General features: G+C 33.4%; 16 protein-coding genes, 1 tRNA gene and 1 pseudogene. 8 read left to right on the top strand and 10 right to left on the bottom strand.

Going from position 1 to position 13,056, the window contains the following annotated elements; genetic code table 11:
- Positions 1-10 precede the first annotated feature (10 nt).
- The 6 genes from AAYQ19_RS05750 to AAYQ19_RS05775 all read right to left on the bottom strand — a co-directional run bounded on the left by AAYQ19_RS05750 (position 11) and on the right by AAYQ19_RS05775 (position 4,249).
- The gene (locus AAYQ19_RS05750; protein WP_343534832.1) at positions 11-1,474 is read right to left on the bottom strand and encodes an AAA family ATPase; all 1,464 of its coding nucleotides are present in this window, start codon (positions 1,472-1,474) and stop codon (positions 11-13) included.
- 170 nt (positions 1,475-1,644) lie between these two features.
- Complete coding sequence (locus AAYQ19_RS05755) at positions 1,645-2,763, bottom strand: vWA domain-containing protein (protein ID WP_343534834.1); 1,119 nt, start codon at positions 2,761-2,763, stop codon at positions 1,645-1,647.
- Positions 2,764-2,869: 106 nt separating this feature from the next.
- Positions 2,870-3,250 (bottom strand): YchJ family protein, encoded by a 381-nt coding sequence (locus AAYQ19_RS05760; RefSeq protein ID WP_343535900.1) that lies wholly within the window; start codon positions 3,248-3,250, stop codon positions 2,870-2,872.
- A complete protein-coding gene (locus AAYQ19_RS05765; protein ID WP_343534835.1) occupies positions 3,237-3,473 on the bottom strand; it encodes a hypothetical protein in 237 nt (78 codons plus the stop codon). Before AAYQ19_RS05765 ends, AAYQ19_RS05760 begins: the two co-directional genes overlap by 14 nt.
- Before the next feature lie 88 nt (positions 3,474-3,561).
- On the bottom strand, positions 3,562-3,708 hold the full coding sequence (locus AAYQ19_RS05770) for a hypothetical protein (RefSeq protein WP_343534837.1): 147 nt from the start codon (positions 3,706-3,708) through the stop codon (positions 3,562-3,564).
- Entirely contained in the window at positions 3,695-4,249 is a 555-nt protein-coding gene (locus AAYQ19_RS05775) for a hypothetical protein (protein ID WP_343534838.1), read from the bottom strand. The genes AAYQ19_RS05770 and AAYQ19_RS05775 overlap by 14 nt, the downstream gene beginning before the upstream one ends.
- 85 nt (positions 4,250-4,334) lie before the next feature.
- Here AAYQ19_RS05775 and AAYQ19_RS05780 point away from each other — a divergent pair, with 85 nt between their 5' ends.
- From AAYQ19_RS05780 to AAYQ19_RS05800, 5 genes and pseudogenes are all read left to right on the top strand, one after another.
- On the top strand, positions 4,335-4,580 hold the full coding sequence (locus AAYQ19_RS05780) for a hypothetical protein (RefSeq protein ID WP_343534840.1): 246 nt from the start codon (positions 4,335-4,337) through the stop codon (positions 4,578-4,580).
- A 363-nt stretch (positions 4,581-4,943) separates the two neighbouring features.
- Positions 4,944-5,384 (top strand): KTSC domain-containing protein, encoded by a 441-nt coding sequence (locus tag AAYQ19_RS05785; protein ID WP_111366992.1) that lies wholly within the window; start codon positions 4,944-4,946, stop codon positions 5,382-5,384.
- 260 nt (positions 5,385-5,644) lie between these two features.
- A complete protein-coding gene (locus AAYQ19_RS05790) occupies positions 5,645-6,406 on the top strand; it encodes a DUF4369 domain-containing protein (protein ID WP_343534848.1) in 762 nt (253 codons plus the stop codon).
- A gap of 18 nt (positions 6,407-6,424) precedes the next feature.
- Positions 6,425-6,811: pseudogene (locus AAYQ19_RS05795) on the top strand (peroxiredoxin family protein); the annotation flags it as partial.
- A 391-nt stretch (positions 6,812-7,202) separates the two neighbouring features.
- Positions 7,203-7,283 (top strand) — tRNA-Tyr (locus AAYQ19_RS05800).
- A 162-nt stretch (positions 7,284-7,445) separates the two neighbouring features.
- Here the strand turns inward: AAYQ19_RS05800 and AAYQ19_RS05805 are convergent.
- Positions 7,446-7,919, bottom strand: coding sequence for a hypothetical protein (locus tag AAYQ19_RS05805; protein WP_343534850.1), 474 nt, complete (start codon positions 7,917-7,919; stop codon positions 7,446-7,448).
- A 1-nt stretch (position 7,920) separates the two neighbouring features.
- Positions 7,921-8,877 carry a heme-binding domain-containing protein gene (locus AAYQ19_RS05810; protein WP_343534852.1) on the bottom strand — a complete coding sequence of 319 codons (957 nt, stop codon included), beginning with the start codon at positions 8,875-8,877 and terminating at the stop codon, positions 7,921-7,923.
- 328 nt (positions 8,878-9,205) lie between these two features.
- Here AAYQ19_RS05810 and AAYQ19_RS05815 point away from each other — a divergent pair, with 328 nt between their 5' ends.
- The gene (locus AAYQ19_RS05815; protein ID WP_343534854.1) at positions 9,206-10,324 is read left to right on the top strand and encodes a LytR/AlgR family response regulator transcription factor; all 1,119 of its coding nucleotides are present in this window, start codon (positions 9,206-9,208) and stop codon (positions 10,322-10,324) included.
- Between the two features lie 210 nt (positions 10,325-10,534).
- Here AAYQ19_RS05815 and AAYQ19_RS05820 read toward each other — a convergent pair whose 3' ends face one another.
- Positions 10,535-10,720 (bottom strand): hypothetical protein, encoded by a 186-nt coding sequence (locus tag AAYQ19_RS05820; RefSeq protein WP_343534856.1) that lies wholly within the window; start codon positions 10,718-10,720, stop codon positions 10,535-10,537.
- Positions 10,721-10,777: 57 nt separating this feature from the next.
- Here AAYQ19_RS05820 and AAYQ19_RS05825 point away from each other — a divergent pair, with 57 nt between their 5' ends.
- The gene (locus AAYQ19_RS05825) at positions 10,778-11,110 is read left to right on the top strand and encodes a hypothetical protein (RefSeq protein ID WP_343534858.1); all 333 of its coding nucleotides are present in this window, start codon (positions 10,778-10,780) and stop codon (positions 11,108-11,110) included.
- An 18-nt stretch (positions 11,111-11,128) separates the two neighbouring features.
- Positions 11,129-11,854 (top strand): M23 family metallopeptidase, encoded by a 726-nt coding sequence (locus AAYQ19_RS05830; RefSeq protein WP_343534860.1) that lies wholly within the window; start codon positions 11,129-11,131, stop codon positions 11,852-11,854.
- 222 nt (positions 11,855-12,076) lie between these two features.
- Here AAYQ19_RS05830 and AAYQ19_RS05835 read toward each other — a convergent pair whose 3' ends face one another.
- Entirely contained in the window at positions 12,077-13,027 is a 951-nt protein-coding gene (locus AAYQ19_RS05835; protein WP_343534862.1) for an aldo/keto reductase, read from the bottom strand.
- Between the last annotated feature and the right edge of the window lie 29 nt (positions 13,028-13,056).

Genomic DNA, 13,056 nt, shown 5'->3' on the forward strand with positions numbered 1-13,056 from the left:
TCTTTAAAAACTATAATTTACTAATATAACTTCCGTACATATCTTTAAATTGATGTCCAGTTGCAAATCGATCTTTGCTTAATTTTTTATATTCTACCAATGCCCATAAGACAAATTCTTTTACGAAGTAAAGATCTTTTTTATCTAATTGTGGCTGATACTTTTTCAATAAAACATCCAAAGGTGCAACTTCATCTAAAATCGCTTTATATTCTTTGTCTGATGCATCATCAAGTAATTCAAATCCGCTTTCTGCAAAAAACCATTCGATCAAATCAGAATATGGCGTTTTTTCTCCTGGCTTTTCTAATTTCTCAATTTTAGGGAAATAATTTGGAAATAAAGTTCGGATTGCTGAGCCAATTAAATATTGCGCCACAACAGCTGCTCCCTCTTGCTCTCCTTCGTAAACCAACTCTACTTTACCTGTGATTGCTGGAATAATTCCCATAAAGTCAGACAAACGTAAAACTGTTTTATCAGCTCCTGATTTTAAAGCGCGACGTTCTGCGGTACTTATCAAGTTCTCAAAAGCCGTGATACTCATTCTGGCACTTACACCACTTTTGTTGTCGATATATTCACTTTCACGAGCTTCAAAACTAATTTGTTCTAAAATATCTCTTGCCAAACTTGGCACATAAACCACTTCGCTTTGACTTTCGTCTAATTTTGCTTCTTGTTCTGTAATTGTTCTTGCAATTTCAACATTTTCAGGATAATGCGTCAAAATCTGAGAACCAATTCTGTCTTTTAAAGGTGTTACAATACTTCCACGATTTGTATAATCTTCTGGATTTGCTGTAAAAACGAATTGCATATCCAATGGCATTCTCAATTTAAATCCGCGGATTTGAATGTCGCCTTCTTGCAAAATATTAAATAAGGCAACTTGAATTCTAGCTTGTAAATCTGGCAATTCATTGATTACGAAAATGCAACGGTTTGCTCTCGGAATCATTCCGAAGTGAATTACGCGATCATCAGCATACGATAATTTCAAATTTGCTGCTTTTATAGGGTCAACATCTCCAATTAAATCGGCAACCGTAACATCTGGAGTGGCTAATTTTTCGAAGAAGCGTTCATTTCTATGCAACCAAGAAATGGGTGTTTCATCGCCTTTTTCAGCGATTAAATCTTTAGCAAAACGCGAAATCGGATTCAAGGGATCATCATTAATTTCTGACCCCGCCACAAACGGAATATATTCATCCAGCAATTCAACCATTTTACGCGCCAAACGCGTTTTTGCCTGTCCGCGAAGTCCTAGTAAATTAATGTTATGACGAGAAAGAATGGCGCGTTCTAATTCTGGAATTACCGTATTTTCAAATCCGTGGACACCTTCAAAAACCGGTTTTCCAGATTTGATTTTCTCACGAAGATTGTTACGTAATTCGTCTTTAATGCTTGTACTTTTATATCCAGAGGCTTTTAACTGACCTAATGTTTTTATATTGTTTATTTCCATTTTATTGAAATATATAATTTTGAATTGATTTTGTTTTTGATGTTGATACCAATATTGTGTCATCTCTGTGTGTTAGACGCACAGCAGTGCGTCTCTACGATATGCGTTGCGTTTATTCAGGCGCAAAGAAACCTTAGCATCTTGGAACCTTAGCAACTTAGAACCTTTTTTTAACGAACTCGTTTCTTCCTATTCGTTTCATAATCCTCAAAAATCATTTCACCAAGACCTTTCAATCCTGTATAAAATGCTTTTCCTTGATTTGCTTCTGTAAAATGATTCACAAAACGTTGTAAATAAGGATCATTAGCAATCATAAAAGTCGTAATCGGGATATGGAGTTTTCTGGCTTGTTGCGCTTGCGTATAACATTTGTCTACAATATATTGATCAAGGCCATTACTGTTCATATAATAGGAACCGTCACGCTCGCGCACGCAACTTGGTTTTCCATCGGTAATCATAAAAATTTGCTTGTTGGTATTCCGTTTTCTGCGTAAAATATCCATTGCAAGTTGAAGTCCGGCAACCGTATTGGTGTGATATGGGCCAACTTGCAAATAAGGCAAATCTTTAATTGGAATCGTCCAAGCATCATTTCCGAAAACCAAGATATCAAGCGTATCTTTTGGATAACGCGTTGTTATTAATTCTGCCAAAGCCATTGCGACTTTTTTGGCCGGAGTGATTCGGTCCTCACCATACAAAATCATACTGTGGCTTATGTCGATCATCAAAACCGTACTCATCTGCGCTTTGTATTGCGTTTCTTCAACAACCAAATCATTTTCGGTAAGCATAAAACTCTCAACGCCATTATTGATTTGAGCATTTCGAAGGCTTTCTGTCAATGAAATTCTTTCTAAACCATCGCCAAAATTAAACTCACGGAATTCCCCCGTATGTTCATCGCCATTTCCGGCATGTTTTGTTTTGTGGTTTCCGTTTCCGGAACGTTTTAAATTTCCGAAAATTTGGTCTAAAGCTTGCTGACGAATCGCTCTTTCTGTTTTTGCCGTGATGCCAAAACCATTTGAGCCGTCTTCTTTAACTTCGTCTTTTATGTAACCTTTCTTTTTTAAATCTTCGATAAAATCATCGATAGTGTAGTTCTCGTCGGTCAGTTTATATTCTTTGTCCAACTCACGAAGCCAGCTGATTGCTTCATCAAAATCCCCCGAAGTATGGGTGATCAGCTCTTTAAAAATGCCAAATAGTTTCTCAAACGGAGACTGAAATGGGGCTTCGTACGACTTAAAATAAAAACCTTTTTTAAATTCGTTTTTCATAATTTTAAAATTACGGTTTTTTAGAATTACGAAAAACGAATCGTTTATTAATTTTTAGTTAAAATATTCAACCAAAATCAAGGGCTAACAGTGTTAGATATAATAATTATTCAAACTTTCCGTCAACGTAATACCATGCATCATTTTCAAATTTAAAAGTCGAAAATTCGTAATGCGTTTGCGGTTTTTGATTGGCGTCTAAAAAATAAGCTTTGAATTCTACTGTATTTTCAGCAAAACTCAAAATTTCTAATTTCTGCCATTTATTTGCCGTCGCCCATTTCAGAATTTCAGCTTTTGAGTAATATTTTCTTTCAGAAATATAAGTGGTTTCCAAAAGATAGTCAGCATTATGCGTCGCGTATGCCGAATATCGCGAACGCATCAAAGCCAATGCTGATGGTGCTTTTTGATTATGCTGAAGATACAATCCGCAACAATTTTCAAAAAGCAATCCTGTGTCGCAAAAACATCTATGACTCGTCATCGACTGCTTCTTCTCCATTTATTTTTACATGAAGCTGATTCAGCAATACTTGATATCTGCTGATTTCCCTTACTTCTTCATCTTCTTCAGCAAAATCAATCATTTCGTCTAAAGTTTCGCTAACTTCAAGCAATTTGTTATTTGCTTCTCTGTCGTTTTTTGCCGCAATTAAATCAATGATTTCTTGCACTCTTGGTTTTAATTCTTCGAATTTACTATTCATTTGTTTTTTTTGTTTCAGGTTTCAGGTTTCAAGTTTCACGTTTCACGTTCGTCGCGTCAACTTGCAACCTGAAACTTGAAACTATATTTTACTCTTCGTTTTTACTTTCGTTGAACTTTTTCATTATTTCTTTAAGCTTTTCTTTGCGCGAAAGCTCAGCTTGTTTTGCTTTTGCTTGGGCTTTGTGCAATTTATCATTGTGCTTTTTGATGTTCCTTTCGTTATTGCGTCCCATATATTTCTCTTTTAATTTCTTCTAAACTTTTTTCTGTAAAAATCAATTCGGTTATGATTTGCTTTCTTAAATCATCAATATCATCATAATCGAAATGTTTTGCCCAAGAGGTAAGTTGTTGCAGATTCCGAACTTGTTTTAATCTTTTTTGGGTTTCAAAACTCGTTCTTAAAATCGCTTTTCCATCATATTCCGGATTATTTTTATGCTGGTAATTCGCTAAATTTTTATCAAAATAAGCCTCAATATAATAGAGTTTCTCTTCGGCGTTATCAGGATAAAATTCGTTCCATTTTGCAAAACCAATTTTCGTTTTCGATTCGGTTTCCGGATCAAGTGCAATCAAGCGCCATTTGCTGTTTGCCAATCTTCCCCAATGGTTCGAAACTCGGTACATTCCCTCTTCTGTATAATAATAAGCGCTTCCAGCTTTGCTTTCGAATTGCTTTTTCAAACCTTCAATTTTATCTGAAAGCACTTCATGAAAAGCACAAAATGTATTTTTAAAAGAATTTGGATGTGGTTTAAAATTTTTCTGCATGTGCAAATATACTCAGATTACCGCGAACTCCCTAAACCAGACCTAAATTGCTTACCTTTGCACTTTAATTATTAAATAAAAAATCATGTCTAAAGATTCACAACAAAAAATGCCGCAAAAAGGAGTTTTTACCGGTATTATCGAAAAAGATGAAAACAACAATTATTTCTGCGGAGAATATCTTTTAGACTATAAAATGGTTCAGAGCAATTTTAAGGTTGGTGATTGGGTTACGATTAAATCTGTAATCGAAAACCCAAGCGACATCAGCTTCAAGCAATATCCTAAAAAATCAAGAAACTTCGATAAGGCGAATCATAAACCAGAATAATTTAGTTTGTTTCACGTTGCTTTTTGGGCTGTTTTTTAACCGCAAAGTGCGCAAAGGTTTACACAAAGCACGCAAATATTTTTCTGCAATAAACTTAATAAAAATGCAAAAGTTCGCAAAGCTGTATAAACACAAAGCTTTGCGAACTTTTTATTTAGCATTCTTAGACTTCCAATTAAAAAGTCTTTGCGTGCTTTGCGGTAAAAAAACATCCCAGTTAACGTTTTAATAAAGTAACTTTTCTGAATATTTTTTGGATGAAAACGGAAAACTTAAAAAAAAGTGTACCTTTGCAAAAAATTTGTCGATTTGAACTAATTAATATCGATTTCAAACTAATAGACAAGTAGTTACCTTTTATTTATGAAAAAAATAGTTGAATACCGTAAGTTACTAAACGTAGAGAAAACTGCAGAGTTAAAAGATTTAAAAACAATTTATCGTAATGCGATGAAAGAATCTCATCCTGATAAATTTGTTGGAAACGAAGCTGGTTTAAAAGAGGCAGAAGAAAAAAGCAAAACGATCATTGAAGCTTACCACTTTTTAGTAAGTATTCACCCTGATACTATCAAACTTAATTTACCTGAATACACAGAAACAATTTCAACTTGCTCTATCACAGATTTCAAATTTGTTGAAGGCCGTTTAATTATTGATTTCTCAAACGGAAGTGTTTACGAATACATCAGTGTACCAAAAGCAACTTATGTGAAAATGGTAAATGCAGATTCTCCAGCTAGATTTGCAAAAAGACATATCTTGAACGCTTTTACTTGGAGAAAGAAAACAAACCAAGAATAGTTTTTACATCAAAAATATACCTAGAAGCACTCTTACAACAGAGTGCTTTTTTTATGCCCAAAAAATGCTAAATTGTTTATTTTCATTCAAAATAAAGAGACAATTAATAGTTTCAAATCATATAAAACCACCAAAACACTTGATTTTAGGGGCTTTAAGACCTAAAAAACTATAACAAAATTTTAGGTTACAAAATTCTTGATGTTCTATATTTTTAAATACTTTTGTTGCACAAATCAATTAACTAATTAATTTTTATAATGAAAAAAATATTTTTTTTACTTACAGCTTCTGTAGCAATTATTTCATGCAGCAAAGTTAAAGACGGAGAGTATCTAATTACAGGAACTGCAACAGGAATTGCAAACGGAAAAACAATCATTCTTCAAGGTCAAGATCCAGTTACAAAAATGACTGTTGCTCTAGATACAGTAAAAGTTGAAAACGGAAAATTTGAAATAAAAGGAAAAGTAGCTGAACCAGCTTTCCATACTTTAATTCTTCAAGATGCTAATGCTCCAATTCCATTTATCTTAGAAACTGGAGAAATTGCAATTGCAATCGATAAAGACAGCATCCACAAATCTAAAATCTCTGGAACTTACAACAACGAAGAGTTTGTAAAATTCCAAGAAGAACTTAACAAAACTTCTAAGAGATTAATGGATTTCCAAAAAAACAACACTGCTAAAATGCAACAAGCTCAACAAGCTCAAGATACAGCAACTATCAACAGCTTGATGAAACAATATATGGAAATTCAAACTGAGGTTCAAAATGACACAAAAAAGAAATATGTTACTTATGCTGAATCTCACCCAAAATCATTCATTTCTGCGTTAATCGTAAAAGGAATGTCTGAAGACCCAACTGCTGATGCTAAAAAAGTGGAAAGCATTTATAACTCTTTAGATGAGTCAGTAAAAAATACTACTCCTGGAAAAGAAGCAAAAACAAAAATTGGTCAAGCAAAATTACCAACTGTAGGTGCATCAGCATCTCCAGTAGGTAGCGCTAAATGAAGAGCAGATTTTTCGGCTCCTAATCCAGAAGGAAAAATGGTTTCGCTTAAAGAAAGTTTAGGCAAAGTGACCATCGTTGATTTTTGGGCTTCATGGTGCGGACCATGCCGCAAAGAAAATCCAAATGTAGTTGCGATTTACAAAGAATTGCATTCAAAAGGATTAAACATTGTTGGTGTATCATTAGATAAAGAAGCGAGCAAGTGGAAAGAAGCTATCGCAAAAGATGGATTAACTTGGACACATGTTTCAAACTTGAAATTTTGGGACGAACCAATTGCAGCGCAATATCATGTTGAATCAATTCCTGCAACTTTTATTCTTGATGCATCAGGAAAAGTAGTAGCTCAGGATTTAAGAGGTCCAGAATTGAGAGCAAAAATTATAGAGCTTTTGGCTAAATAATTCCAAATACTTAGAATAAAAAAATCTCCCTAGTGGAGATTTTTTTTTGCACAACATCTAAATTTTAAATCCAACATTTTTTAAGCTAAAAAAAAATTGGATATAATTTCTTCAAAAGATTTATTTTTTCATCAATAAAAGCAGTGGTTGACGACTTTTTCAAATCGCAAATCAGAGCTGAAATTCACAAATTCAACGAAAGAATATTCTTATTTTTTGAAATAAATAAAAAAAACTTCAAAATAGATGTTTTTTATTTTATTCAATTCCAATGAATTAAAAAATAACTTTAAAATAACTTAAAATTTCCTGCTTTTTTTGTTTGGAAATGTAGAAAGAGTTCCTATCTTTGCCACCGCTTAGAACAACAAAGCACAACAATGCTGAGATCGGGGAGATACTCAAGCGGCCAACGAGGGCAGACTGTAAATCTGCTGTGTGAACTTCGCAGGTTCGAATCCTGCTCTCCCCACAAAAAAGGTAAAGCCTGCAAATCGTAAGATTCGCAGGCTTTTTTGTTTTACTACACTTTTCTTTTTTTAAAACTGCACAAAAAATTATGAAAGAACTTTTTGTTTGTTTTTCACCTAACGATAAACTTTGGTTTATCTCTTAATTTTTAATTAGTACTTTTTCATGGAAGAATGGCCATTTTCTGATTCAGCATGAATTTGATGCTTTTCAGATTTCCCAAAGTATCTTTTTTAACCTCCAGTGGATTGCCTTCTATTTTCTGATAAAGCAAGCGTTCTTTTTTCGAAAGTAATTCCAATGTTTCAAATGAGATTAATTTTCCTGGAATAACAGCACCAATCCAATTTGGGTCTGGCTTTTGGTTCCATGTTATTCGTATAAGCTTCTCGCCTATCCTCATAACAGAATCATTATCCGTAATTCTTTCAATGGCTTTTTGATTTCCGTACAGCACAGATGTGGTCTGTTTTTTAGTATTGATCGAAGAATTAATAACCATCAAACCGGCTACCTTATCTTTTAATTGATCTGGTAAAGAAGCCTCTTCGTTATGAACATTTTGATTTGTTTTATCGGAACATCCTAAAAGGAAAAACAAAGAAATAAGTGTTGTAAAATAATATATTGCTTTCATGTTATTGTTGTATTGGAAGAGTAAATACGTAATCATTTTTTTTCATGGGCTGGTGGCAGTTCATGCATTCTATTACAAAATCAGCCCTTTTCCCATACGGAATTAATTCTGTGGTTTTGAATCGTGCAAATCCCCAGCCATAGGTTTTCTCATACTTCTGATCGTCTTTAATCATATATTCAACTTGCTTAAAAGCTCCCTGGGAAATATTCCCATCTACATCCTCAATTTCATCATACGCCGCTTTTGCTAAAATAGTTCCGTTTGGCCACGGATTTGTTTTTTTATCTTTTATGGCTTTAACTGCAATGTCATTCCCATAAATAATACGCATTGTTCCGTTGTCGAGGCGCTGGGTTGTACTTACTACAGCCCATTTTTTATAATCATCGATATAACCAATTCCGTTAATTGTTTGTGGATTTTTTGTTACGCTTTGCTTTTCCTTTAATGCATTAGTTTGATCTTTTAGAGCATTAATTTTTGCAGTATCTTGAGGAATATTATTCACTCTTAAACTCCAAATGTATTTTTTAAGTACATTCAGATCTTCCTGAGATATTTTCGCTTTTAGATGCACCATCGTATAACTGCTCAACGGCATTGCTCCTTGTGCAATTTGATTGACAGATTCCCAAAGTTTTGCTTTCTGGTCTGCAGGAGCTAATTTGTCCCATTCTGAAAAATTAAGCCCTTGCCTTCCATCTTTGACGTGCTGTGCCACGAGCCAATAAGCTGGAGCAATTTTATCATACCAGGTCAATTGGGTTTCGTTGGAATGGCAATCGTAACAAGAATTTTTAAGAATCGTCTGGACTTCATGCGGCACTTTTAGCTCTCCTGTTACAGGTGGATTTGTAATTTCCGGACGTACGAATTGCATTCCAATTAATAATGCGAGTACAATTACAAGCAAAATTAAAAATGTTTTTTTCCTGTTCTTTTTTTGTTTTTCCATACTGCTTTTTTTAAATCAATTTTATCTTTTTCTAAAAATGAACTTCATTTCTACTTAAGAAAATCAGGAACTAAAAAATATAAATTGTGGTGTTCTGAAATTTTCTAACACAAAGGAAAGCCTGCAGGGCTATTAAGATTAAAGAAAAAAGTGCGAAAGGGAAAAAAAGAACTTAAAAGGGAATAAAAAATAGTTGAACGAATATCGACACATCTTAAAAAAGTCTAATGAATCAATTCTTTTTAATTTTAAAAAATATCTTCTGTAGAATCACCCTTTTCAAATCAGATTATTACTTAAATTTGACTTGCCTATTCAAAAATTTCCCATGAAAAAAGACAAGCTTTATCTTTTTACATTTTTATCATTAGTTCTAATTGTATACATCTGTGGTTATTTCAGCATGAATTATTTGGTCGATTTAAGTACCGAACAGTTTCTGAAAATCCAGATTGAATCCAGTAAAAGAGAAGCCAAAGAAATGGCCAATCTGGTTTCTTATCAAGCACAGCAAATTAATAATCCGAAAGTAATTATTGATAATGTTCAGAAAAGCATTGAAAAAACAGATATGCAAACTGGATTTATATGCATGTTTGACCATATGGGAAAAGAAGTGTGTCATCCAAATCCGGAAAAAATTGGCAGAATGGCCGGCCCCGACGAATCCTATATTTCTAAAACAAATAATGAAATCGATCCTAAGGATTTTTACTCTTATTTAAAAAACAAAACAGAAGGCGGTGGCATCCGAAACTTTAACGATCCAAAGCGAGAATCCGAAATCATTTATTTATATCCTGTAAAAAATACCGAATGGATTATTGCTTCGCATGCCAACCTAAAGAACATCAATGAGCAGGTCAATAATCTGAAGCTTTATTTTATTCTCGTTTATATCGCAACCGGAACACTGATTATTTTATTGTCCTTTTTTATGATTCGCCTTTTCGGAAGCCGTTATGAAAGAAAACTGGAAACTAAAAATGAAGATCTTTTTAATAAAGTGGTAAGCTTGTCCAAACTAAATTATGAGTTAACGAATTACAAATCGAAATTAGAATCTGATTCAACTTTTAAAACTCAGGAAAATGAAACTTCTTCAACAGGCAAAAAGAGGATCTTGACGCATTTGAAAAGCGAAATTGTGACGCTGGAGATTGAGCAAATTGCCTATATCTACATGGAAAATACCATTACCTATGTAAAAGACATAAATGGCAAAACTTCAACCAGCAACAGCAGTTTGGAAGAACTTTTTAGCGAATTAGACAGTACTGTTTTTTTCAGAGCAAACAGACAATTTATTTTATCCATCAAAGCCATTACGAAGATTTTAAAATATGGCAATAATCAGCTGAAAATTGAAGTTGAACCTAAATCTGCAATTGACATTATTATCAGTAAAAATAAAGCCGCTGAATTTAAAGGTTGGCTGAACAGATAATTCCACACGTTGAAGATCGATTGTAAATCGTGGCACTCCCGTTTTTGAAAATTAAAAATGCAGGAAATATGCGGTTTAAAACCTTTTCTAATGCTGCTCCCCCACAAAAATCCTAATCAAATGATTAGGATTTTTTCTGCACTAAATTCAATGATCATAAAAAAACCTGCTTATACAATTTAGCAGGTTTTATATTCAAGCAAGTTAACTCTAGCTCCATTCTGGAAACTGAATTCGATTTAAGTCAAGCTTTTCAATTTCTTTCATATCGGGATTGTCAAGCTTGAAATTAAATATATCTAGATTTTCTACAATATGTGCTTTTTGCGAAGATCTCGGAATAGCGATAATACCGCAGTGATTTAATTTATTTCTTTTTAAAATACACGATCTCATGTAACCTTAAAAAAAAACAATCGTCTCAAATTAGACAACCATCAAAACTATCAAAAGATGAGAACAGTTTATTACATCGCATTTCTATTATTTTTTTTCGGAATTCCGATTTATGCTCAAAATAAAATTTTGATTGATTCAAAACCATCTACAATTTTTATTGAGCAAAGTGACACTAAACAAATCCTAAATTTTGATTTTTTACTTTCAAATCAATCAACAGATACACTGACTTTAGAACGTATTAAAGTTTTGGTTTTTGATAATCAAAATCATTTGATTCACACAAAATTTCTTGATAATAATGGAACTGCTCCCAGTATTTTATTGCTACCTACTCGTAACTGGAATGGCAAGGAAAGCCATTTGGTATTTAATCCTTTTTCATAATTTGATAATTCATTGACTTTGGCGAAATTAGAATTCGAATGGATTTTCAGTGATCCGAAAGAGAATGAAACTATTGTAAAAACTATTATTATACCTAAAAAATATCAACAAAAAATAAATTATAAATTGCCATTAAAAGGTCGAGTGCTTGTGCATGATGCGCATGATTATAATTCACATCATAGAAGATTCGACTATAATTTCGAGCCTATCAAATTGCTGGATTTAAAATCAAATTTCATGCGTTATGCTTATGATTTTGTAATACTTGATTCTAGCAACAATCAATTTAAAAACAACGGAGAAAACAATTCTGATTATTTTGGTTATGGAAATTTAGTCTATGCAACTGCTGATGGAAAAATAATATATGCGACAGGCGATCACAAAGACGATAAAAACTTTAACATCCCTAAGCTTAAAGAAAACCCTTTGGAACTATACGGAAACTGCATTGCAATTGAGCATAAAGATGGTTCAGTTAGTATTTATGGACATTTAAAAGAAAATAGTTTAAAGTGCAAAAAGGGCGATTTGGTAAAAGCTGGACAGGAAATTGCACAAATTGGTGTTTCGGGCAGCTCTTTTTTTCCACATCTTCATTTTGAGATTAGAACTGATATAACTAATGCCGCTGAAGGCCTTCCATCCTATTTTTCGAATATTAATCTAGTAATTGGAAAAACATTTCAAAAAGTAAAATCTGGCTTGGCTGAGTCGGGAAACATTATTGAAACCAAGTAATATCAAGACGCTTATGGAACAGCAATGTCTGGAAAAATTATTTATTATTTAGGGCTGTGTTTTTTTAAGAGAAAACAGAACTGAGCAAACCATTGATTTTGCGATTAGGATTTTTTTTAAAACTTAATGATATTAAAAAAACCTGCTAATCTAATTTTAGCAGGTTTTTTTATTTAATAGCAATCCATTTCTAACGAAAAGGATTTTATATTCAAACTAACTCTAGCTCCACTCTGGAAATTGCGTTTTATTTAAGTCAAGCTTTTCAATTTCTTTCATATCAGCATTGTCAAGCTTGAAATCAAATATATCTAGATTTTCTACAATATGTGCTTTTTGCGAAGATCTCGGAATAGCAACAATACCACGTTGAAAATGCCATCTCAGACTTATTTGCGCAGTAGTCTTGCCGTGTTTTTTAGCAATTTGAGTCAATACTTCATTTGTAAAAAGACCGTTGCGACCTTCTGCAAAAGGCGCCCATGCTTGCATTTGTATATTATGCTGTTTTAATACACTATAATCATTTGTTTGTTGAAAATAAGCATGTGTCTCAATTTGATTTATCACAGGTTTTATCTGAGCATAAGACAGCAAATCTGCCACTTGAGCAGGATCGAAGTTACTTATTCCAATAGCTTTAATTTTTCCGGCTTTATAAAGTTCTTCCATTGCTTTCCAAGATCCTTTCACATCGCCTCTTGGGCGATGTATCAAGTATAAATCAAGATAATCAAGCCCTAGCTTTCTCAAAGTCTCTTCAAAGCCTTTTTTAGCGTTTTCATAACCAGCATCGTCAACCCATAGTTTTGAAGTTACAAAAAGTTTTTTTCTGTCAATTCCGCTTTGTTTTATTCCCTTGCCTACCGCTTCTTCATTTCCATACACTTTTGCAGTGTCAACAAGACGATACCCAGAAGCTAAAGCATCTGCGACTGATCGCTGACATACTTCGCCACTAAGTCCATATGTGCCAAATCCTAGCATTGGCATTTTTAGACCGTTATTCAGCTTAACATCTGGAATATTTGAATCATTTTTATCGATAACATCATTTGCGAATAATTCAGGCATACCAAACGCGCCTAAATAAATTCCGGCTGCCGCAAATTTTACAGTGGTTTGTAAAAATCTGCGTCGGTTGATTTCATTTTTTTGGTTTTGAGAATTCATATCTTTTTGTTTATTAGTCAATTCATAAG

Source organism: Flavobacterium mesophilum (assembly GCF_039581405.1).
Lineage (GTDB): Bacteria > Bacteroidota > Bacteroidia > Flavobacteriales > Flavobacteriaceae > Flavobacterium.